The sequence below is a fragment of the Luteolibacter ambystomatis genome, assembly GCF_018137965.1.
GTDB lineage: Bacteria > Verrucomicrobiota > Verrucomicrobiia > Verrucomicrobiales > Akkermansiaceae > Luteolibacter > Luteolibacter ambystomatis.
This window is the reverse complement of record NZ_CP073100.1, coordinates 3,675,179-3,697,980: the sequence shown is the minus strand read 5'-3', so window position 1 is coordinate 3,697,980 and position 22,802 is coordinate 3,675,179. Positions and strand designations below refer to the sequence as shown.

Below are 22,802 nucleotides of genomic sequence, written 5' to 3'. Positions count from 1 at the left end.
CCACTTGCAAATTGCGCGCTTCCGCCCGCGCCTGAAAGAATTGTGCACCGACTCCCGTCTCGCCCTTAAGGAATAAGGAGAGTCGTCGTCGGATGCGGATTCATGCGCTCATCGGTCTGTTGCCCTTTCTCGCCGCTGTGGCGGCTGAGGAGCCGCACTGGTCGTACGTGCCACCGGTGGCCGTGCTCCCGGCAGGTGCGGAAGGGAAGAACCCGGTGGATGCCTTCTTGGAAGATGCCCGGACCAAGATCGGCCTAAAGGCCGCTTCGGAAACTTCGCCGCACCAGTGGCTGGAACGCGCCGCCTACACTCTCACCGGCCTGCCGCCGTCCGCAGCCCAACTCGCACGCATCGAAAAGCAGCCGGATGACGCCACCCGCAAGGCGCTGGCCGAGGAACTGCTCGCCAGCCCGGCCTATGGCGAGCGCTGGGCGCGCCACTGGATGGATGTGGCCCGCTATGCCGATACCAGCGGCTACAACTTCGACCAGGACAACCGCTATCCCTTCGCCTACACCTACCGCGATTGGCTGATCCGTTCCTTCAACCGGGATTTGCCATACGCGCGCTTCGTGGAGCTTCAAATCGCCGCGGACCTGATGGTGGACCGCCCCGATCATCCGGATCTTGCCGCGCTCGGTTTTATCACCGTGGGTCCGCGTTCCGGGCATGAGGAGACGATCGACGACCGTGTGGACGTGGTCACCCGCGGCTTCATGGCCAGCACGGTGTCTTGCGCCCGTTGCCACGATCACAAGTTCGACCCGATCACCACGCAGGACTACTACTCGCTCTACTCGATCTTCGACAACACCACCGAGCCCGAACAGAAGCCGGTGGTTGGAATGCCGGGCGATGAAGCCGCGCTCAAAGCCTATCAGGCCGAGTCGGACAAGTTGGAGAAGGAGGATCTCGCCGTGCGGCAGGGGCTGGTGGATCATCTCCACAACAAGGACTCGCTGGCGGTGTATCTCGATCTCGGCTGGCGTGCGAAATCCCAGGGCTGGGAGCACGGCATGGCCGCGTCCGAGTCATTCAAGCGCGGTCGTTATCGCGCGAAAGCAGTCCTGCAATGGCGCGATTGGCTGAAGAAAAAGACTACCGGCGACAAGGTGCCGCAGCGTCTCGCCGACTGGGATCGCGAGATGGTCGTTGCCGATGATGCGGGGAAAAAAGCAGCGTGTGCGAAACTCGCGGAAGAGTGGATGGCGGGCGGGGAGTTCGCGGAGTTTTCGAAAGACCAGTCCTGCCCGATGTCCTACGAGACGGACCGTGTGACTGGCATCATGGACACGGAGGACGACAACGCCCGCCGCAAGCGCGCCAGTGCCATGAGCAAGCTCCAGGCCGAGCATCCCGGCTCGCCGCCGAGGGCGATGACGCTCCAGGACAAGCCGAAGTGGAACGACGCCGTTGTGTTCAAGCGTGGCAATCCCGCGATGCGCGGCGACAAGTTCGACCGCCATTGGTTCAGCTTCCTCGGTGGCGAAGTGTTTCCGAAGGATCGCAGCGCGCGACTCTCGCTGGCGGAAAAGATTGCTGATCCCAAGAATCCGCTCACCGCCCGCGTGATGGTGAACCGGGTGTGGGCATGGAATTTCGGCGCACCCTTGGCCGATCCGTCCGACTTCGGAACGCAGCAGGCTGCGCCGCCACTACTGCCGCTGCTCGACTATCTCGCGGTGTGGTTCACGGAAAACGGGGGTTCGGTGAAGGAGTTGAACCGCCTGCTCGTCACCTCCCAGGCCTTCCGGCTTTCCGCGGATGGACCTGCGGAGAACGACCGCATCGATGAGGCGAACACGCGCTTCTGGAAATGGAACCGGCGTCGTTTCGATTTCGAGGCGATGCGCGACCGCCTGCTTGCGTCCGCGGGCAGCTTGGAAACGAAGGCGGTTGGCGGACGCTCGCTGAAGATCGACGAGCCGGCTTCGGACAACCGCCGCAGCGTCTATTCATTCATCGACCGCTATGCCTTGCCCGGTGTGTTCGTGTCATTCGACCTGCCGCATCCGGATCATCTCAGCGCGGGCCGCACCCAGACGACGGTGCCACAGCAGGCGTTGTATTTCCTGAACAGTCCGCTGCTGGTTCGCCGTGCTTCGGCTCTCGCGGATGCTCCGGAATTCAAGGGGCTTCCGGACGATGCCTCGCGCGTCGCGTGGCTTTACCGGCGGTTGTTCCAGCGTGAGCCGAGCCAGAGCGAATCGTCCGCGATCGTGCAATGGCTGTCGCGGGTGAATCCGGCCAACTACCAGCCGAAGCTCGGCGGAACGTGGGAGATCCGTCATGCCGATGACAGCCCCACGCTGCCGCTGGAAGTACGAGAGTTCCCGTTGTTCGCGGATGACGTTTGGAAAACCGGTCCCGATCCCGCGACCGCGCCGATCCGCTGGCTGAACGTCGGTGCGGGTGGCGGGCATGTTTCCAACCGTCATGCCATGATCCTGCGCTGGCGTGCGAATGCCTCCGGCGAGGTCAAGATGACCGCTCATCTCAAGCGCACCCAGAAGAGCGGCGATACCCTGGCCTGGAGGATCGACGCACAAGGGACCCGCCCGGTGGGTGAGGGCAGGTTCGCGCCGGAGAGCACCATCGATGCCGCAGGCCAATGGGTGCCGGTGAAAGCCGGGGACACGATGGATCTCGTCCTGCGCGCTCCGGATGGCGATTCGTGCGGGGGCATCGCCTGGACGGTGAAAGTCATGGGCCGCGAAACATCCTCGGCGAAACCCACGGTGGTCGGGAACTTCACCAGTGAGTTCCCCCGTCCGAATGCGCCCGCAGCGGTGGCCGCCACCAGCAATCCGTGGGCGGATGTGGTGCAGATGCTCTGGGCCTCGAACGAATTCAACTTCATCGACTGAAATTCCATGGGGCACTCGCTTTCAGCCAAGGATCTCATTCTCGACCGGCGCGATTTCCTCCGCCGCTGCGGGATGGGTTTCGGCGGCCTTGCGCTCGGCAGTCTGCTGGGAGGCGGTCGGGCTTCCGCCATGACTGCGGCTCCCGCGCCGGGGACTCCCCTGCTGGCCGGTCCGCACTTCGAGCCGAAGGCGAAGCGGGTGGTGCATCTGTTCATGAACGGCGGGCCGTCGCAGGTGGATACCTTCGATCCGAAGCCGCTGCTCGACCAGCAGCACGGCAAGGCGATTTCGCTCGATGGATTGAAGACCGAGCGCCCCACCGGTGCAGCACTGCGTTCGCCTTTCAAGTTCGACCGCTACGGAGAGTGCGGACTGGAGGTCAGCGAGCTGTTCAAGCACACCGCAAAGCACGCGGACGATCTCTGTGTGATCCGCTCGATGACGGCGGACGTGCCGAATCACGAGCCATCGCTGATGCTGATGAACTGCGGGGATGGCCGGCTTGCGCGCCCCTCGATGGGCTCCTGGGTCACCTACGGTCTCGGCAGTGGCAATGAAGACCTGCCCGCGTACATCTCGATGTGCCCCGGCGGCATGCCGATCAAACGAACGGAAAACTGGCGCTCCGCGTTCCTGCCCGGCTCGTTCCAAGGAACCTATCTCGACAGCTCGATCCAGGAATTGGACAAGATGATCGAGAACCTGCGCAACCCGACTGCGCGCGATGGCCGCCAGATGGCGCAGCTCGATCTGTTGCGCGAGCTCAATGACCGCCATCTCGCCGAGCGTTCGCACGATCCGCAGCTGGAAGCACGCATTCGCAGCTTTGAACTGGCCTATCGCATGCAGAGCGAGGCGACGGACGCCTTCGATGTTTCGAAGGAGCCTTCGCATGTCCGTGACATGTATGGTCCCGGCAACTTCGCGAGGCAGTGCCTGATGGCGCGCCGGTTGTTGGAGCGCGGCGTGCGGTTCATCCAGCTCTGGCATGGCAACGGCCAGCCGTGGGACAGCCATGACAATATCGAGGATCACCGCCGCCTGGCAGGAGAATGCGACCAGGCGATCGGCGCGTTCCTCGCGGATCTGAAGATGCGCGGCATGCTCGATGATACGCTGGTGATCTGGGGTGGTGAGTTCGGGCGCACGCCGACGGTCGAATTGCCGCAGGCTGGATCGAACAAGGGTGAAATGAAAGGCCGCGATCACAACCACTACGGCTTCACGATGTGGATGGCCGGTGGCGGTGTGAAGGGCGGGCACGTGCATGGCTCGACCGATGAGTTCGGCTTCAAGGCCGTGGACCAGCCGGTGCACGTGCATGACCTACACGCGACGATCCTGCACCTGCTCGGTTTCGATCATGAGCGGCTGACCTACCACTACTCCGGCCGTGACTTCCGTTTGACGGATGTCTTCGGCAAGGTAGTGGACGGGATCATCGCGTGAGATGCGATAGCGCGGAAGTTTGCTCTCCGACCTCGGAGAGGTCGCGGAAAATAGCCGGAGTGTCGCGCAGCGACCTCCGGGTGGAAGGTTCTCTTATATTTTATCGACCCCGGAGTGGGTCGCAGCAGGGCGGGCAGGACTGTGATGTTCTATTCATAGCGCTCTCCATGAATTTCCGCCCTTTGGCACCCCGCTGACGCATGGGTGCGGATTCAAAAGGAGACCAATATCCGGAGGTGTCGTCGCCAAGGCTCCTCAACCTCCGGCTATTTTCCGCGACCTCTTCGAGGTCGGTAGAGTCTGACTCTGTTTTAGGGCTCCCTTTTCTTCACCGGCACCAATTTCACAGGCCCCAACAGCCCCGAATCCCGCTCCGGCCACTTGGAGGCATCGAAAGGTTTGTAGTCTTTCCCCACGAAATTGATCTCGTGGAAGTATTTCCAATCCACCTTGCGCCGATCGAGATCGGCGATGCGGTTGGCGGCGAGGTTGGCCACCTCCACCTCCAGCGTGTTGTTCCCGGGATGGAGCAGCGTGCCAAGATGCACCCGGAAGGGCGCGCTCCATGCCACGCCCGCGTCCTTGCCATTCACCCGCACCCGGGCGCTCTCGCACACGCGACCAAGATCCAGGATCCACTCATTCGCGCCTTCGGGTATCTGCACCTCGGTGCTGTAGAGCGCGGTGCCGGCGAAGCGCCTGGCCTCCACGTCTCCTGAGACTGTCCAGGAGAGGAGCTGCTTGGTTTGGAAAGGACCGGGCAACTCCGGCCCGCCGTCGATGAAGCGGACTTGCCAGGTGCCGTCCACGGTCTTTGCTCCACCCGCCGGCTCATCGTAGTCCCACGCGCGGCCTGCTACGGTATCCGTCGTAAATGTCCGGACAATGCAGGACTCTCCGGGTTCGAGCTGAAGGAAGATTTTCGCGCCTTGGTTGTCCGTCTGGATCCGGGCCAAGCCGGTGCGGTCCGCTTGCATCGGATCGAGAATCACCGCGGATTTCGCCGGCACGGTGATCGGCACCCAGCCGTTGACCGCCTCTTTGCCCCGGTTCACGAAGAAGTAATGCCGACCCCTGACGTGGGTGCGGCGGATGAAACGCAGTCCCTGGTCGGTGGCGGTCTCGCGCGGCACCCCCGCCTTCTCCAGCATCGCGACGGCATCGCTGCCGATGGAGAGACGATCCTTGTTTTCCCGAACTACGGTACGCAATGCGGCCCGCCGCTTTTCAAGATCGTTCAAGCCGGGAACGTCCTCCGGTGTCGCATCGAGAAACAACACCTTCGCGCCATCGCGGGCCAATGCCGCGAACTTCTCCATCGTCGCATGCGGAATCACGCGGCAGCGCGGAACGATGATCGCGCGGTAGTTGGTTTTGCCGATGGAGACTCCATTGGAAGAGGCGGAGGCCTGCTTCAGGAACGCATCCGAAACGTGATCATAGGTATAGCCGTGTTCCGTGAGAGCATGCGCGGTCTGGTAGAACGAGTGCTTCGCCATCACTGCTTCCGCATTGTGAACGGTGAAGGGGATCAGCAGGTCATCCGCCTGGTGGAAGAGATCATCCATCGGAAAATACAGCAGCACGTCGTTGTCCGGCGCGCCGCTTTGCAGGATCGATTGGCAACGCGTGAGGTAGCCGTTGAAGGCCGGGAGATCGCGCCACAGTCCACCCTGCGGGCCGAAGTTCACCGCCGCGTAGAACTGCCAGCCGGGCCATGGGGCCTCGGCGGGAGAATAGGGGATGCCGTGGAAAAAAACATGGTTCACTCCGGAGAGGAACAGGATGTCCGCCGCGGGCTTCGCCTCCGCCAGTGTGGTCTGGAAGTGCTCGCCCAGCCAGGTGAAGGATTCGGACGAACTGAGGCGGCTGCCCTTGAGATGCGCCGCGGAGGACGCGAATTGGAGCATCGGCCAGAGCTTTTCATCCAATGAGCCGAAGATCTCCGTTTCCGGGATGTCTGCGGCGGCGTAGAGGTCCACCAGATTTCCGGGCGAGCCGTGGGCCTGATCGCGGGTGAGACTGTCGTGAGCGTGAGCCCAGGCGGTCCAGCGCTGGATATAGGCGAGATGCAGTTCCGCGATGGTCGAGCGATAGTCGCCCTTCACGCGTGCCATCGTGTCCGGATCGCCTTCGCCAAAGAGTGCGGGTAATTTACTACGCAGATCGTAGCCGCGCCGTGCCTGGAATTCGGCGAAGAGATCGTTCGTCCAGGTCGCTCCGAAGTACTCGAAGGAGTCATGGAAGTGCGAGCGCGGTGGCGCGCCCTTGTAGTTCGAGAATGCTTCATCGAATTTGCCCAGATAGCGGTCCAGCGCCTTCATCGAGAATGGATCGAGGACGTTGCCCTCCCCGCCGGGCGCGGGTCGTTTCACCTGCTGGATGCCGCTTTGCTGCCAGACGCTGTAGAGCGTCCACGTGCCTTGCGGCACCGTCCAATCGAGCCGGCCGTCCTTCCATTTCGCGGTGAGGTCGAGACTTTCGCCCTTTTCGGATACCGCGATGAGACATTGGAGCGTGCCCTTCTTCGCGGGCTCCTTGAGGCCGTCCAAAGCGGACGCATCCATCTTCTTGAGGATCACCTTGGCGGAGGAATCCTCTTTCCTCACCCACGGGCCGCCGAAGGGCCAGCCGGTGCCGGTGGTGAGGTCCACGCCGAGATCGAGGCGGTTCGCTTCCGCCGTGGTGTGGTCGAGCATTTCCATCCAGCCGGGCGAGAGGAAATCGAGATAGCGGTTCTCGTAGCCCTTCGCGCCATACAGCGGGCAGATCTCCACGCCACCGATTCCGGCCTCACGAAAGAGCGCGAGCTGGCGGGTGAGATTCGGCCGGTCCACCGCGCTGCCGAGCCACCACCAGCGGGTCCACGGGCGGGTTTCGCGGGTTTGCGCAGGCCAGTCGAGGTCGTTGCTGACTTCGGCGGTATGGCCTGGGAGGATCGCAAACGAACCAAGAAGAAGGCAAAGGAAGGACTTTGGGATCACGGTAAATATTGAATGCAATAATTTGGAATCGTAAAATACCCGGGCAGTCCTGCAAAGGGAAAGCCGCCCGCTAGTCCGAAAGCATTAGCGCCGGCGGCCGCATCTAGCTGTTGGAATCCCGCCTTTGCTTTTGGGCTGGGGCCCGTATGCTGCGCGGATGATCGGGAAAGTCCTCGCCCTCTCCGCCGCGATTTTCTGCCTCGGTGTTTCCTCCCATGCGGACGTGCTGCCGCCGCCGTCCATGCCGCGGTTGCCGATGGACACGGTGTTCAAGGGGCAGACGAAATTCCAGGCGATCATGGCCAAGGCCGAACGTGAGAACTGGCGAGCCCTGCCGCTCGGTGCGCGCACCATCCGCATCGCGCGCGAACTCGTAGGAACGCCGTACCAAAACTACACGCTGGAAGTGGACGACCGCATCGAGTCGCCGGTGGTGAATCTCACCGCGCTGGACTGCTGGACCTACTACGAGAACGCCCTCGCGATGGCGCGCCTCATCGCCTACAAGCCCGGCCCCTACAAGCCCGAGGACCTGCTTCAAATGGTCGAGCTGGAACGCTACCGCGGCGGACGCTGCACCGGCGAATATCTCAGTCGCATGCACCAGCTTGAGGAAGTCTTCTACGACAACCAGCGCCGCGGCATCGCGGAAAACATCACCCCGCGCATCCCGGGCGCCGAGCGCCTCAGCCGTGAAATCCGCGAGATGACGGTGCAGTGGAAAAGCTACCGCTACCTCCGGAGCAATCCCGGACTCCTGCCCGGCATGGCCCAGGTGGAAGCCCGCGTTTCCAGGCTGCCCGTGTCCTACGTGCCCAAGTCCAAGGTGCCGGCCATCGAGAAGTATCTCGCCGATGGTGATGTCTGTGCCATCACTTGTGCCGATACCAGCGCCTATACCTCACACGTCGGACTGATCGTGCGGGTGAACGGCCGCGCGTACTTCACCCACGCCACATCGGACCGGGACAAGGGCCGCATGGTCGTCATTGATCGCCCGATCACCGACTACCTCAACAGCATGTCGAAGCACACCGGCATCATCATCTGCCGTCCGAAGGACCTGCCGCCGTCATCGTTGTGGCAGAAGAATATCGCTGGAGAGGAAGGGAAGAAGCCGGGACAGGGGTGATCCCAAGGAGAAGGGACATTCCTGTCCCTCTTTCTAATGGCGACCCATTTGCCGATCAGTGATCCATTTGAAGAGAGGGACAGGAATGTCCCTTCTCCTTGGGGGTCACACCGGCTGTCCGGCCAAGTGCTCGATGCAGTGCTGGGACCAGGTCTCCAGCCGCTCGAATAACGGGCCGCGGAGTTCTTCCAGCGTGGAAAAGCCGAGCTCGGAAAGCGCGTCCTCGCGGGAGGCGACTTCCTCGTCATCCAGATCGATGAGATGGACGATGCCGAGGTGGACCTGGCCGACCGGATTGGTGTCGTCATTGAGCAATGCAATGATCGTTTCGCGGTAGCCGCCGGTGAGGTGGAGTTCCTCGGCCAGTTCGCGGGCGACGGCGGCGTGGTAGGCGGCCGGGCCGGTGCGGCCCTCGCCGGTGTCCACCGGATTGATGTGGCCACCCACGCCCACGGAGATCTTCGCGTGCAGGCGGCTTTCACCACCGGACTTGCCGCGGGTGTAGTGGAGGATGCGGTCGCCGTGGCGGAAGACGCAGTAGGGGATGAGCTGCTTGTGCGTCGGGTCCTCTTCGGCGGCGGCACGATCCATGAAGAAGTGGTTCGCCGGATCGAGCAGGCGTTCCATCACGGCCTCCACCCCTTCGGTGCGGATGCCGTGGAACATTCCGGTTTCCTCCAACAGTGCCCGGGGCACCACCAGCACTTCTTCGCCCGCGTATTTTGACATCGCGGCCAGCATAGGGATGGCCGCGCATCCGCCAAGAAATGAGATGCCGGAATTAATTAAGATCAATATAATATCTTGTTTTCCAAAGAATTAACGCGATTTCGTAATTCACCTCTGGCCGAAAAAGTGCCACTTTGATCTCGAAGTCAGGACCACCCCACCCCCGCCTGCTCCGTTTGCGTTCACCCTATCCCCCGGAGCCCAAGGCAGTTCCCCGCCGCAAGCTCCACTCCCCATGACATCCCCCCGTCTCTTCGTGGCCGTTTCGGCCTTTTTCGCCGTGCTTGGCTGCGGCTACGCCCAGAATATCCTTGGAAACCTGAGCTTCTCTGTCGAGGGCGGCTTCTCCAATGCGGTTTCTGAAAGCAAAAACAGCATTCTCGTCACGGACAACAATCTGTCCGACGGCTACGCCAGCGGTTTTGATCTCAAGGACGCGCCCTCCGGCATGACCAGCTCCGGCCCTGCCGGTTCCGCCGGGTTCCAGTGGGGCAAGGCCTCCGCCAATTCGTCTTACGCGCATTCCAGTGCGCTGTGGTTCGCCCCCACCGACGTGGGCAGCGTCTCTCCGGAGCAGGTTTTCAAGATCGCCGACCTCTACTACCGTAATGGCACGATCGTGACCAACACCGGTGCGACGGCGGTGGATCTGTCGCTGAAGCTCACCTTTGCCAATGGCAGCGGTCTTTCTCCGGTGACCAGCGTGTTCAACATGGTTCTGGAAAACACGCTGAACAGCAACGACCCGGCTGCCAGCGCCGACATCGTCCGCCTCGGCAACACCTCTTCTCCGCTTACCTTCAAGGACGCCAGCGGCAATACCTACTACCTCAACCTTTCCTTCCGCCCCGACGCGAACACCCTGGGCAACACCCTCTCGACCGCGGACGAGTTCCGCGTTTACGAGGGCACCCAAGGTAAAGCCGAGCTGTGGGGTCAGTTCAGCACGTCTCCGGCGCCATCGCCGGTGCCGGAACCGTCAGCCGCATTGTTGGGCGGCCTGGCCTCGCTGTTGCTGCTCCGCCGCAATGTTGTTCGTCACTAGGAGCGGATCTGCTGTATGGGAGTCAGTGATCGAGCTTGAGCTTCTTCAGCTTGGGCTCGATCACCACCCGGCAGTAGCCGTTCTTGTTCTTGTTCTGGAAGTAGTAGTCCTGATGGTAGTTCTCGGCCGGCCAGAAATCGCCGGCCTTCGTGATTTCCGTGACGATCGGGTCGGTGAAATCCTTCTGGGCGGCTTTCTTCGCAGCCTCGGCCGCGGTTTTCTGGGCATCCGTGTGGTAGAAGATGGCGGAGCGGTACTGGGTGCCCACGTCATTGCCCTGGCGGTTCAGGGTGGTAGGGTCGTGGAGCTTCCAGAACCAATCGAGGATCTTTTCGAGGGAGACCTTTTTCGGGTCATAGACGATCTGGACGACCTCGGCGTGGCCGGTGTTCTCCTCGCAGACCTGCTGGTAGGTGGGGTTCTTCACTTTGCCGCCCATGTAGCCGGAGGTCACGGAGGCGACTCCATCGATCTGTTTGAAGACGGCTTCCACACACCAGAAGCAGCCGGCACCGAGGGTGACGACTTCGTCTCCGGCGGGGACTTTCGGCATGGGGGCGGGGGTGTGGTCCATCGGCTTTTCGGGTTCGCACGAAGCAAGCGCGGGAAGCATGAAAAGCAAGGCTAGGATCGAGCGGCGGTTCATGATCATAAGATGGCGCGGATGAGGAATTGTTCCCGGAAAAAGCGCATCGGGCGGACTACCTATACCGGATACGGCGTCTCCGGCCACGGAATTCCAGATTGCGCGTGTTTCCCGATCGGTTAGATACGCTGCCATGAGTCTGGCGGTATCGATCGATTACCTGCGGAAAGTGTACCGGGGCGGCTTCGAGGCGCTGGCGGGGATTTCGCTGCAGGTGCCCCGCGGCAGCGTCTTCGGCCTGCTGGGGCCGAACGGGGCGGGGAAGAGCACGATGGTGAAATCCCTGCTGACGATTTTGCGTCCGACCGAATGCCGCGGCGAGATGCTCGGCAGGCCGATCGGCCACCGCGCCACGCTGGCGAAGGTCGGCTTTCTGCCGGAGCACGCGAAGTTTCCGGACTATCTCACCGGCGCGCAGGTCATCCATTTCACCGCCGGATTGGCCAAGGTGCCGTCCGCCGTGGCGAAGCGCCGTACCGGCGAACTGCTGGAGCGGGTGGGCATGGCGGCGTGGGCGGACAAGCGGGTGGGCACTTACTCAAAGGGGATGAAGCAGCGCGTGGGCTTGGCGCAGGCGCTGGTGAACGACCCCGAACTGGTTTTCCTCGATGAGCCGACCGATGGCGTGGACCCGGAGGGCCGTATCGAGATCCGCAAGCTGATCGAGACGATGCGGGCGGAGGGCAAGACGGTGTTCGTGAACAGCCACCTGCTGGCGGAGGTCGAGCAGGTGGCCGACCACGTGGCGATTCTGGCGCGGGGGCGGATCGTGGAGAGCGGGCCGATGTCGGTCCTGACCAGCCGCGGCCGCCACTATGAAGTGCGGACGGAAGGTCCGGTGCCGCTCGGATTGAGGGACAAGTTTCTCGCGGCGGGCTGGAAAGTTTCCGGGGACCGGATTGACATCGAGGCGGACAATGCCGCCGCAGTCCAGCCGGTGATCGACGCACTGCGGGCGGAACGCCTGATGATCCGGGAGGTGAAGGAGGCCCGGCTGTCGCTGGAGGATCTGTTCCTCAGCGCGGTGAAAACGAACGGAAAGGAGAACGGAATATGAGGGTTTTCATGACATTGCTGGTGGACTCGCTGCGGCTGCTGCGCGCGCGGGTGTTGTTCTGGATCACCCTTGCCATCTCGGCTCTGGCAGCGGTGTTGTATCTCTCCATCGGGTTCAACCCGGAAGGGTTCTCGATGCTTTTCGGGGCCGTGAACGTGAAGAACGAGATGATCCGCAGCGGCAGCGAGTATGCGGAGCTGTTCTACCTCGGCATTTTCAGCAAATTCGTCGTCGGGCTGTGGTTGTCGTGGGTGGCGGTCGGGCTGGCGTTGATTTCCTGTGCGCCGATCTTCCCGGACTTCATGTCGGAAGGGTCGATTGGAATTCCGCTGTCGAAGCCGGTTTCGCGGCTCACCCTGTTTTTTTCCAAGTATGTCGGGGCGCTGTTGTTTGTGATCCTGCAGGTCGGGCTGTTTTGCGTGATCGTGTTCATCGCGATCCGCTGGCGGGTGGGCACGTGGAATCCCAGCATCTTCTGGGCGGTGCCGCTGGTGACGCTGGTGTTCAGCTACATTTACTCGGTGGTCGTGCTGATCTCGGTATGGACCCGTTCGGTGCTGGCCGCGATTCTGGCTGGAGTGGTCATCTGGTTCGTCGCTTGGCTGGGCCAGAAGGGTGAGGAAATGCTCTATATGTTCTCCCATCCCACCGGTGTGATGGCGGACGTCACTGCGGAGCAGCAGCAGGATGCGCTGGCCGATATGGAGAAGTGGCACAAGGTGAGCGTGGCGGGCATGGCCTTCATGCCGAAGACCGGAGAAACCATGAATGTCATGGACCGGCTGATCGTGGTGGGCGGAAAGACGGGCTTTTCCAACAGCAGTTTCCTCGCCGCGCTGTTCGGGCAGAAGGACGAGGATATGAACCTGGACAAGGCGATGGCCCGGAATTCCACGTTCTATGTGATCGGCTCGTCACTGGGGTTCGAGGCGGTGATGCTCGGTCTGGCCGCCCTGATCTTCTGCCGGCGGGATTATTGAAATAACGGTAGAGAATTGACAGTAGGGTGGCGTTCGTCGTCCGATAAGGGCCTCCCTATGCCACTCCATTCCTACCGGCCCATAGCCCTTGCGCTCGGGGTCGTCGCAGCCAGCGGACTCGCCCGCGCGCAGACTTGGCTGCGCGAGGACGTCGATTTCCAGAAAATCGAAGCCCGCGCCAAAGAGCTGGCGTCGCAGCCCTATCAGGCTCCCGACCGCGAAGCGCTGCCCGGATGGATGAAGGCGCTGTCCTACGACCAATACCGGGACATCCGTTTCCGTGACGACCAAGCCTTGTGGTTGCAGGCGAATCTGCCGTTCCGGGCGATGTTTTTCCACCCCGGCTATCTCTATCGGGAGCCGGTTCAGATCCGCGAGTTCACCTCCACCCACTCGCAGGAAGTCCGCTTCACGCCGGGGTTCTTCGACTACGGCGCGCTCATCAAGGACAAGGGCGAGTTCCCGCCGAACGCCGGTTTCGCCGGGGTCCGGTTGCTGGCGCCGCTGAACAAGCAGGACAAGTTCGATGAGCTGGTGGTCTTCCAGGGAGCCAGCTACTGGCGCGCGCTCGGCAAGGGCCAGCGCTACGGCATCTCCGCCCGCGGCGTGGCGATCGATACCGGAGAGGAAGGCACCGCCGAGGAATTTCCGAGCTTCCGTGAATTCTGGCTGCGCAAGCCGGACCAGGGCGACCAGGCCGCGCAGATCCTCGCGCTGTTGGATGGTCCGTCTGTTGCAGGGGCCTATGCCTTCGTGATCCAGCCGGGCGATGACACGGTGATGACGGTCAAGGCCGTGCTCTATCCGCGCAAGGGCGTGAAGACCTTCGGCGTGGCTCCGATGTCGAGCATGTTCTGGTTCGGTGAGAATTCCCGCCGCCGTTTCGACGATTTCCGCCCCGAGGTTCACGACTCCGACGGTCTTGCGATCAAGACCGGAGCGGGAGAAAGCCTGTGGCGTCCGCTGGCGAACGACACCGGCCGTCTGGAGAAAAACTACTTCGCCGTGGACAAGCTGGCGGGCTTCGGTCTGTTGCAGCGTGACCGCCGCTTCGCCGCCTACGAGGACGGCGAAGCATCCTACGACCAGCGTCCGTCGCTGTGGATTGAGCCGGTGAACGATTGGGGCAGCGGCCGGGTGTTCCTGATGGAAATCCCGACCTCCAACGAGCTTTCCGACAACGTGGTCGCGATGTGGGAGCCCGCACAGGCACCGCAGGCGGGCCAGCGGATGGAATTTGTCTACCGCCAGCATTGGACGATGGCGGAGGACCCGGCCAAGGCGGGTGGCCATGTGGTGGCGACCCGTACCGGCCTGCACGATTGGCAGCCGGAGCAGCGCACCGTGGCGGTTGAGTTTTCCGGCATCGCGCCGGAGCGCCTGAAGGACAAGGATGGCAAGGAAGTTGCTCCCACCGCGATGGTGGAGATCACCGGCGATGGCAAGGAGCGTGCGAAGATCCAGGGCGTGGCGGTCCAGCCGTTGCCTGGAGACCGCTGGCGCGCCGGCTTCCAGATCGCCCCGGCCAAGGAAGGCGGCAAATTGTCCGAAGTCGGACCGCTCGATATCCGCGTCTCGCTCAAGCAGGGAGACGATTTCCTTACTGAAACATGGGTCAACCGGATCATTCCCTAGCCGCCCTCCGTCCCCTGAATGAAGGGGAACTCGTCGAGTGGGAGGAAGCCTACGTCGCCGTGGAGGCGTATCTGGGGGCGCTGCGCATCCGCAACCGCCTGCTGGTAGCGGAGCTGGTCCGCGGCATCCTCTGGCGTGCCTCCGCCCGCCATGCCCAGGAGCCGGGCGTTTCCGTCCGCAGCCTGGCGATGGATGAGACGCTCAAGGAGATCGCGGAATGGACGAAGCAGGTGCTCGCCGAGCCGCTCCAGCAGGGCCGCCTCGCCGCCCGTGGTCGTCTGGCCTTGTTGCTTACGGACATGCCGGGCCAGTGGCAGTCCGTGTTCCTCACCCCCGAGCCATGGCCGCCCGCGTTCGTGGAGGCGATGCGGAAGTCCTACCTTTCCGCCGGTCCGCAATTCGCCGCGCTCACCATGACCCCGCGTCCGCTGGAGCTGAACGCGATCGGCTCCGGTGCCGCCCAGTGGTGGGAAACGATGGACCGCCGCCCGGTCGTCCGGAAGATGTTCTTCTTCTTCCTGATCGTCCTGATCGTCGCGGGACTCTGGTTCATCTTCGGCCCTGATATCAAACTTCCCCGTTGATGGATTCTCCTTCTCCCCACGCCGACAGCGGCCCACCCACCGGAGCCAAGCCCTACACCAGCCTGTTCACGGCCGGGGTGCGGCGGACGATCTTCTTCGGTCTCGTCTTCACCATCAATCTGGTGGCAGGGATCTGGTTGTTCGATCTTTATGACCGCCTCGGACTCCACAAGGCCCACGGCCTGATCCTGGGCCTGTTCCTCCTCCTCAACGGCCTGCTCACGCTGGGCACCATGCACGCCTTCATCGGTGTGTGGGATTTCATCCGCGGCCGCCGCCGCGCCATCTGCATCACCGATCTCGCGAAGAGCCAGACCGGTCCGCTCACGCAGAAGCACGTCGTGGTGATGCCGGTGTACAACGAGGACATCGTGAAGGTCTGCGGTCGTGTCGAGGCGATCTACCGCTCGATCGAGGCCGCCGGACAGCTCGATGCGTTCGATTTCTACATCCTCAGCGACACCACCGACCTGAACTGCTGGGTGGAGGAAGAGGTTGCGTGGACGAACATGTGCCGCCGCCTCGATGGCTTTGGAAAGATCTACTACCGCCGCCGTCGCAAGAACGAGAACCGCAAGGCCGGCAACATCGGCGACTTCGTCCGCAACTGGGGCGGCCACTACGAGGCCATGGTGGTGCTCGATGCGGACAGCCTGATGGACGGCGGCGACATCGTGAAGCTGGCGCGCACGATGGAACTCTATCCGCGCCTAGGCATCCTGCAGACACCGCCGAAGTTGATCCGCGGCGGATCAGTCTTCACCCGCATGCAGCAGTTCGCGATGCGCCTCTACGGGCCGCTGTTCATCCGCGGACTCAATTATTGGCAGCTCAACTCCGGCAGCTACTGGGGCCACAATGCCATCATCCGTGTGCGGCCGTTCTCAGAGTTTTGCGAGCTGCCCGCGCTTCCCGGACGCGAGCCGTTCGGCGGCCGTATCCTCAGCCATGACTTTGTGGAAGCCGCGCTGATGGTTCGTGAGGGTTGGGAAGTCTGGCTCGCCTGGGACATTGTGGGCACCTACGAGGAGGCCCCGCCGACGCTGGTGGACCATCTCAAGCGCGACCGCCGCTGGTGCCAGGGCAATCTCCAGCACATGTGGCTGGTCTTCGCGCGCAAGTTCCCGCTCCCATCGCGTGTCCATTTGTTCATGGGCATCATGGCCTACCTCGGCAGTCCGCTGTGGTTCCTGTTCCTTTTGTTTGGGACTTACGTCGCGTGGGATCGCCACAAGAGCGGCCTCAGTGACCTGCCGGTCGTCAGCCGTTTCGTCGAGTGGCTGGACAAGCTGGCGACCTGGGTCAGCCAATGGCCTTCCCTCCAGCCGGTCTCGACGGAGCTGCGCCACCTCCGTGACCTCGCTTTGAAAATGGCCCCCAACGACCAGGCCCTGATTCTGATGGGGCTGGTGGTGGTCATGCTGTTCCTGCCGAAAATCCTGGCCCTGATCGGGGCCGTCCTGCACGGACCGACCCGGCGCTCCTTCGGTGGTGCGATCCCGCTGATTCTCGGTGTGTTCATGGAAATGGTGCTCTCCATGTTCATGGCGCCCGCGATCATGATCGCGCACACCTTCATGATCCTCGGCATGGTGATGGGCGCCTCCGTGAGCTGGGGCAACCAGACCCGCGAAACCGATGGCACAGGCTGGGGTGAGGCGGTGTCCGTTCATGGCCCGGCCTTTATCGCTGGAGTGGCGTGGACCGCGCTCGCGCTGTGGATCGGACCTTCGTTCGCGCTGTGGATGAGTCCGATCCTGATCGGCATGCTGCTTTCCATTCCGATGTCGGTCCTGACCAGCCGCGTCCGCTACGGTCAGGCTCTGAAATCGAAGAAGCTGTTTTCCATCCCGGAAGAGATCAGCCCGCCGGAAATCATGACGCTGGCAGACCAGGCGCAGGCCGCGGTGGATGCTGCTTTGACCGCGAAGGCACCCGGTCGCGAGGGCGTAATCGCCGCCGTCGTAGATCCGTACGTGAACGGCGTCCACGTTTCGCTGTTGGATGCCTCCGATCCGGATGAGGATCACGCGGAACTCGCCGAGAAGATGCTTAAGGAAGGTGCAGCCGCCTTGAAGAAGGACGAGCTGGCGAACATCCTCTATCACGGTCCCTCGGTGCTCGCCATGCACCGCGCGGTGTGGTCGCGGCCTTTCGATGCCCTCCATTCCTCATGGGGCAAGGCGGTGGAAAGCTACCGTATCCGCACCGAGCCGGACGCCGTTTGATCGGCCCGATTCGAAGGGAAACCAACAATTTCATGTAAAAGCCCAACCTGCCCGAGGGTATGGTGGGCTGATGAAGTTTGTGGGTTGTCTTTTGGCGCTGTGGTTGGGCTGCGTGACGGTGGCGTCCGCCGCTCCCAATATCGTTTACATCCTCTCGGATGACATGGGTTACGGCGATCCCCAACTGGCAGGAGGCAAAGCGGCAACGCCGAATCTGGACCGTCTGGCCAAGGAGGGGATGCGCTTCACGGATGCCCACACGTCCTCCTCGGTCTGCACCCCGACCCGCTATGGCATCATGACCGGCCGCTACAACTGGCGGTCCACGCTCAAGCAGGGGGTGCTTTCCGGCAACAGTCCGGCATTGATCCCGGGGGATCGGGTGACCGTGCCTTCGTTTCTCAAGCAAGCCGGCTACCACACAGGCTTCATTGGCAAGTGGCACCTTGGTCTCGGTTGGGAGAAACCCGCGGCTCCGGCCAAGGCTGAATCCGGTCCGACCGCAGGCACGGGATGGGGACTGGATTATTCCAAGCCTGTGAAGAACGGCCCGCTCACGCTTGGCTTCGATGAGGACTTTTTCATTTCCGCGTCACTCGACATGCCGCCCTTCGTCTATCTGAAGAACGACAAGGCGGCGGAGATTCCCACGGTGACGAAGAAGTGGCTGCGGGAAGGACCTGCGGCCAAGGATTTCGAAGCCGATCATTGCCTCCGCGATTTCGCCCGTGAGGCCCGCGGTTTCATCAAGCGCGCGGCGGCATCCAAGGAGCAGCCGTTCTTCCTCTACCTGCCGCTGACGAGCCCGCATACGCCGATCGTCCCATCGGAAAACTGGAAGGGGAAATCGCCTTTCGGCCTCTACGGTGACTTCCTGATGGAGACGGATTGGGTGGTCGGTGAGCTGCTCGCGGAAATCGAAGCCTCCGGAACTGCTGCGGATACGATCGTGATTTTCACTTCGGACAACGGCTGCTCGCCGCACGCGGACATTCCGCCGATGATTGCCAAGGGGCACAAGCCGAACGGTGATTGGCGCGGCACCAAGGCGGACATTTGGGAAGGTGGGCACCGGGTTCCCTTCCTCGTCCGCTGGCCGTCGGTGGTGAAGGCGGGCTCCACCTGCGCCACCACCATCTGCACCACCGATCTTTTCGCCACGGCGGCGGAGGTGATCGGCAAAAGCGCTGCGATTCCGGCGGATGCGGCCGAGGATAGCTTCTCGATGCTGCCATTATTGAGAGGAGAGGATGGCCACAAGCGCGAGTTCACCATTCATCATTCGATCAACGGTTCGTTCGCGATCCGGAAGGGCGATTGGAAGCTATGCCTGTGCCCGGACTCAGGAGGTTGGTCCGCGCCGAAACCTGGTTCTCCCGAATCGAAGACTCTCTATCCGGTGCAGCTCTACAACCTGAAGGACGATCCCCGCGAGCAGACCAACCTCGCCGAAAAGGAAACGGGCAAGGTGAAGGAACTCTCGGCTGTGCTGGCCAAGGCCATCCACGATGGCCGCACCACACCGGGGCCGGTTCAGAAGAACGACGGAGAGCCGGGGACGACTCCGGCCCGTGTGGCAGACCTGTTGCCGGAACTCCAGTTCATGGTCGCGAAGGCCAAGGCGGAGAAGCTGGAGGACTGAGGCTCGCGGATCGTGGCGGCGGTTTCCAGCCGCCAAGCTTCTGAAACTCTCTTCGCTTCAATCAGAGGTCGGGGCTGTAGTGATCCGCCATTCCTCGACTGGTTTGCCACCCACGAGGTGCCGGGTGACGATCTCTTCCAGCACCTCCGGCGTGCATGAGTGATACCAGACCCCTTCCGGATAGACCACGGCGATGGGACCGCGCAGGCAGACGCGGAGGCAATCCGCCTTCGTGCGCAGGACGCCCGGTGCGGCCTGGCCCAGTTCCGCGAGACGGCGTTTCAAGAACTCCCACGATTCCGCGCCCTTCACCGGATCACAGCACTTGGGTTTGGTCGGGGTGGCGCACAGGAAGATGTGGCGGGTGGCTTTGTCCACACCCGCCGCCTTCGCCGCGTTCCGGAGTTCATCGTCCATGCCCGTGGGTGAATCGGCCCGGGCGCGGACGCGAGAGGAAATTTCGGAAGACGCAGGCATTTTGCATGACCATTTCCTGCTGCGGATGGTGTAAGACTGTTCCGCGATCGGTCATAGGCTTTGGCTGGCCGGTCGTGGCCAGGTGGCAGCTCCCGGCTGTTTCCGATCCCATCAGTATCATGAAGATTCCCGCGCTGTTCAGCCTCGCGCTGATGATCATTTTTGGCCCGTTGGCCCTGGCGGAAGCCCCCGCGCCCCGTCCGAACATCATCTACATTCTCACCGATGACCTGGGCTACGGTGATGTCGGCGCGTTTTTCCAGAAACAACTCGCGGAGAAAAAGCTGCCTGCGGAAATGACTCCGGTCCTCGACAAGATGGCGGACGAAGGCATCCAGCTTCGCGGCCACTACTGCCCGGCACCGGTCTGCGCACCTTCCCGGGCCTCGTTCCTCAGCGGTGTGCATCAGGGCCACGCGAACGTCCGTGACAACCAGTTCGACAAGGCTTTGGAGGACAATCACACCGTCGCCTCCGTGCTGAAGGGGGCGGGATACTCCACCGCCGTGATCGGCAAGTGGGGTCTGCAGGGATCGCCCTCCGGTGGTGATGGGGAAGTCGATGAAGCAAAGGGACAGAAGACCGGATCGCCGGAAACCTGGCCGGCTTACCCGACGAAACGTGGATTCGACTACTTCTTCGGTTATGTGCGCCACGCCGATGGGCACGAGCACTATCCGAAGGAAGGGGCTTATCGCGGAGCGAAGCAGGTTTGGGATGGAAACAAGGAGATCTCCGCCCAGCTGGACAAGTGTTACACCACCGATCTTTTCACCGCGCGTGCGAAGAAATGGATCGTCGATCAAAAGACCTCCGCACCGGACAAGCCGTTCTTCCTTTATCTGGCCTATGACACGCCACACGCCACCACCGAGCTGCCGACAGGTCCCTATCCTTTGGGTGGCGGTCTGAAAGGCGGCATGCAGTGGACGGGGAAGCCGGGCCGGATGATCACGTCCGCCACCGGCAAGGTGGATTCCTACTGCTATCCGGAGTTCGCGAACGCGACCTACACCGGGCCGCAGTGGTTCGGCAAAAAGGATCCGACCGTGCAGAAACGTCCGTGGCCGGATGTTTTCAAGCGCTACGCCACTTCGGTTCACCGCATCGACGACTGCGTGGGCGATCTTGTCAAACTCCTGAAGGACCTGAAGATCGATGACAACACGTTGCTCGTCTTCACCACGGACAACGGTCCGAGCAACGAGTCTTATTTGAAGCAGCAGCAACTCCAGCCGAATTTCTTCCGCAGCTTTGGTCCCTTCGATGGGATCAAGCGGGATTGCTGGGAGGGGGGCATCCGCACTGGCGCGATCGTGCGCTGGCCTGCCTCCGTGCCTGCAAAGCGTGTGAATGAAGCGCCGTGCCAGGCCCACGATTGGATGACCACCTTCGCCGAGATGGCCGGAGTGCCCGCACCCGCCCGGGCGGATGGCGTTTCCCTGATGCCAACGCTGACCGGTAAAGGTGAACAGAAACCCTCGACCGTGTATGTGGAATACTCGGTCGCCGGTCGCACGCCGTCTTTTCCGGAGTTCGATGCCTCCCATCGCGACCGCCAGCGTGGTCAGATGCAGGTGATCCGCCTCGGGGACATGACCGGTGTCCGCTACGCGGTGAAGAGCCACGCGGACGACTTCGAGATCTACAACGTGGTGCAGGATCCGCAGCAGACGAAGAACCTCGCCGCGCAGAACTCCGCGCTGCAGCAGGAGATGAAGGACAAAGTGCTGCAACTGCGCCGCCCGAGTTCCGCGGCAAAGCGCCCTTACGACAGCGAACTGGTGCCCGCTGACAAGGTGGCACAGCCGGAGCCCGGCGTTGTTTGGAAGGCCTACGAGGGGGAATTCCCATGGCTGCCGAAGTTCGATACGATGTCTCTCTCGAAATCCGGTGTATCGCCGCGGCCGGCGGTCTCCGATCTATCGCGAGAAGAAAACGCCGGCATGCTCTGGTCCGGATTCATCCAGGTGCCGGCCGATGGCGAATACACGTTCTTCTGCAAGGCGGACGCCGGCGTTTCACTGCGTCTGCACGATGCGATGGTGATCGACGGCGGCTTCGGCTCGAAAGCGGTGGAACAGGAAGGCAAGGTGCTGCTGAAGGCCGGCCTCCACGCCTTCCGTCTCTACTACGCACATCGTAGTGGAACGCCTGCCTTGGGCTTCGAATGGAGCGGTCCGGGCATCGGCCGCCAGCCGGTGCCTGCCTCGGCGTTCTCGCATTAAACCACCTCAAAAAAAACCACCCCGGAAGCACCGGGATGGCTTTGTGGTCGGGTTTTGAAAACCGGAGGCTTATTCCTTCTCCTTCGTTTCCTTCGGAGCTTCGGCGGCCTTTTCCTTCATCTTGGCCAGGCGGCCCTTGAAGCTTTCGATCATCGGAGCGGCTTCGCTTTTCGGAGCCAGGGCGACGGCCTCGTCGCAGATCTTCATCGCTTCGTCGAACTTGCCGGTCTGGGCGTAGGCGGAGGCCTTGGCCATGATGACCTGCTGCTTGGCTTCACCATCGAGACCCTCGTCCTTCAACGTGCGGTCCACCAGGGCGACGAGGCCATCGGTGTCCTTGGAGCGCATCAGGCCCATGGCTTCCTTTTGGAAGGCTTCCTGCTTTTCCTTGGCGGCGGCGGCTTTGGCGAAGCCGGTTTCGTCCTTCGGGTCGGCGGCTTTGATCTGGGTGGCGATGTCACCGTAGAAGGAGGACACGAGATCATCGTCCAGCTTCATCGCCTTGAGGGCGGCGACGAGCTGTTTGGCTTTCTCCACGCCCTCGGCCTTGCCGGCGGCGGCGAAAGCGTCGTCACGGGTTTTCTTCCCGGCGCGGAGCTCGTCAAGATGGGTGACATATTTCTCCGGGCCGCCCTGCTGGTAGCCGGTCTGGCCGAAGGGTTTGCCTTCGGAATCGCAGAGCATGATGGTGGGGAAGCCGCTGACGGAATACTTCTTCTGAAGCTCCTTGTTCTGGGCCTGGGCGGCTTCGCCGAGCTTGGCCTTGTTCTCGGGCTTCTGCGGGAAGTCCAGCGAGACCAGCACGAACTTGTCCTTCACGCCTTCCTTGAAGGGATCCTTCGAGAACACTTCCTCATCGAGCTTGATGCACCAGCCGCACCAGTCGGAGCCGGTGAAGTCGATGAGCAGATCCTTTTTCTCCGCGGCGGCCTGCTTTTTGGCGGCTTCGAAATCGGTGACCCAGCCTTCACCACTGGCGAACGCGGAACCGGAGCAGATCAGGGCCGAGGCGGCCGCGAACGCGAGATGCTTGAAAGTCGTTTTCATGAAGCGGCTACCAAACAGCCGGATCGCCCGGAGTGGCAATGGGAATCGTGATGAAAGTATCCTGAGCCGTGT

At 62.3% G+C, this 22,802-nt stretch carries 16 protein-coding genes; 11 read left to right on the top strand and 5 right to left on the bottom strand.

The genetic code is table 11. The annotated features are described in order from the left end of the window. Positions 1-92: 92 nt before the first annotated feature. Both KBB96_RS14070 and KBB96_RS14065 read left to right on the top strand, forming a co-directional pair. The gene (locus KBB96_RS14070) at positions 93-2,867 is read left to right on the top strand and encodes a DUF1549 and DUF1553 domain-containing protein (protein WP_211630080.1); all 2,775 of its coding nucleotides are present in this window, start codon (positions 93-95) and stop codon (positions 2,865-2,867) included. 6 nt (positions 2,868-2,873) lie between these two features. Continuing rightward, positions 2,874-4,316, top strand: a complete 1,443-nt coding sequence (locus KBB96_RS14065) for a DUF1501 domain-containing protein (protein ID WP_226373546.1) — start codon at positions 2,874-2,876, stop codon at positions 4,314-4,316. 311 nt (positions 4,317-4,627) lie between these two features. On the opposite strand, the gene KBB96_RS14060 is transcribed toward KBB96_RS14065, so the two are convergent. Further along, on the bottom strand, positions 4,628-7,300 hold the full coding sequence (locus KBB96_RS14060) for a glycosyl hydrolase (protein WP_211630079.1): 2,673 nt from the start codon (positions 7,298-7,300) through the stop codon (positions 4,628-4,630). Between the two features lie 157 nt (positions 7,301-7,457). Between KBB96_RS14060 and KBB96_RS14055 the strand changes: the two genes are divergently transcribed. Next, positions 7,458-8,432: an N-acetylmuramoyl-L-alanine amidase-like domain-containing protein gene (locus KBB96_RS14055; RefSeq protein WP_211630078.1), complete on the top strand. Its 975-nt coding sequence runs from the start codon at positions 7,458-7,460 to the stop codon at positions 8,430-8,432. A 105-nt stretch (positions 8,433-8,537) separates the two neighbouring features. Here KBB96_RS14055 and KBB96_RS14050 read toward each other — a convergent pair whose 3' ends face one another. Next, positions 8,538-9,161 carry a hypothetical protein gene (locus tag KBB96_RS14050; RefSeq protein WP_211630077.1) on the bottom strand — a complete coding sequence of 208 codons (624 nt, stop codon included), beginning with the start codon at positions 9,159-9,161 and terminating at the stop codon, positions 8,538-8,540. A gap of 235 nt (positions 9,162-9,396) precedes the next feature. Between KBB96_RS14050 and KBB96_RS14045 the strand changes: the two genes are divergently transcribed. Then, positions 9,397-10,206, top strand: coding sequence for a choice-of-anchor K domain-containing protein (locus KBB96_RS14045; RefSeq protein ID WP_211630076.1), 810 nt, complete (start codon positions 9,397-9,399; stop codon positions 10,204-10,206). A gap of 22 nt (positions 10,207-10,228) precedes the next feature. Here the strand turns inward: KBB96_RS14045 and msrA are convergent, their stop codons facing one another. Continuing rightward, positions 10,229-10,852 (bottom strand): peptide-methionine (S)-S-oxide reductase MsrA, encoded by a 624-nt coding sequence (msrA, locus tag KBB96_RS14040; protein WP_226373545.1) that lies wholly within the window; start codon positions 10,850-10,852, stop codon positions 10,229-10,231. A 133-nt stretch (positions 10,853-10,985) separates the two neighbouring features. Between msrA and KBB96_RS14035 the strand changes: the two genes are divergently transcribed. From KBB96_RS14035 to KBB96_RS14010, 6 genes are all read left to right on the top strand, one after another. After that, positions 10,986-11,909: an ABC transporter ATP-binding protein gene (locus KBB96_RS14035; protein ID WP_211630074.1), complete on the top strand. Its 924-nt coding sequence runs from the start codon at positions 10,986-10,988 to the stop codon at positions 11,907-11,909. An 8-nt stretch (positions 11,910-11,917) separates the two neighbouring features. Then, positions 11,918-12,889 carry an ABC transporter permease gene (locus KBB96_RS14030; protein ID WP_211630073.1) on the top strand — a complete coding sequence of 324 codons (972 nt, stop codon included), beginning with the start codon at positions 11,918-11,920 and terminating at the stop codon, positions 12,887-12,889. Between the two features lie 57 nt (positions 12,890-12,946). Next, positions 12,947-14,524, top strand: a complete 1,578-nt coding sequence (locus tag KBB96_RS14025; RefSeq protein ID WP_211630072.1) for an OpgD/OpgG family glucan biosynthesis protein — start codon at positions 12,947-12,949, stop codon at positions 14,522-14,524. After that, positions 14,500-15,108 (top strand): hypothetical protein, encoded by a 609-nt coding sequence (locus KBB96_RS14020; RefSeq protein WP_211630071.1) that lies wholly within the window; start codon positions 14,500-14,502, stop codon positions 15,106-15,108. The genes KBB96_RS14025 and KBB96_RS14020 overlap by 25 nt, the downstream gene beginning before the upstream one ends. Beyond that, entirely contained in the window at positions 15,108-17,336 is a 2,229-nt protein-coding gene (gene mdoH, locus KBB96_RS14015) for a glucans biosynthesis glucosyltransferase MdoH (RefSeq protein ID WP_211630070.1), read from the top strand. Before KBB96_RS14020 ends, mdoH begins: the two co-directional genes overlap by 1 nt. Positions 17,337-17,406: 70 nt before the next feature. Continuing rightward, positions 17,407-18,978, top strand: coding sequence for a sulfatase family protein (locus tag KBB96_RS14010; RefSeq protein WP_211630069.1), 1,572 nt, complete (start codon positions 17,407-17,409; stop codon positions 18,976-18,978). A gap of 57 nt (positions 18,979-19,035) precedes the next feature. Here the strand turns inward: KBB96_RS14010 and KBB96_RS14005 are convergent, their stop codons facing one another. Continuing rightward, the gene (locus KBB96_RS14005) at positions 19,036-19,395 is read right to left on the bottom strand and encodes a (2Fe-2S) ferredoxin domain-containing protein (RefSeq protein WP_211630068.1); all 360 of its coding nucleotides are present in this window, start codon (positions 19,393-19,395) and stop codon (positions 19,036-19,038) included. Between the two features lie 179 nt (positions 19,396-19,574). On the opposite strand from KBB96_RS14005, the gene KBB96_RS14000 reads away from it, so the two are divergent. Next, positions 19,575-21,683 carry a sulfatase-like hydrolase/transferase gene (locus KBB96_RS14000; protein WP_211630067.1) on the top strand — a complete coding sequence of 703 codons (2,109 nt, stop codon included), beginning with the start codon at positions 19,575-19,577 and terminating at the stop codon, positions 21,681-21,683. 69 nt (positions 21,684-21,752) lie between these two features. Here the strand turns inward: KBB96_RS14000 and KBB96_RS13995 are convergent, their stop codons facing one another. Continuing rightward, positions 21,753-22,730 carry a thioredoxin family protein gene (locus KBB96_RS13995; protein ID WP_211630066.1) on the bottom strand — a complete coding sequence of 326 codons (978 nt, stop codon included), beginning with the start codon at positions 22,728-22,730 and terminating at the stop codon, positions 21,753-21,755. Between the last annotated feature and the right edge of the window lie 72 nt (positions 22,731-22,802).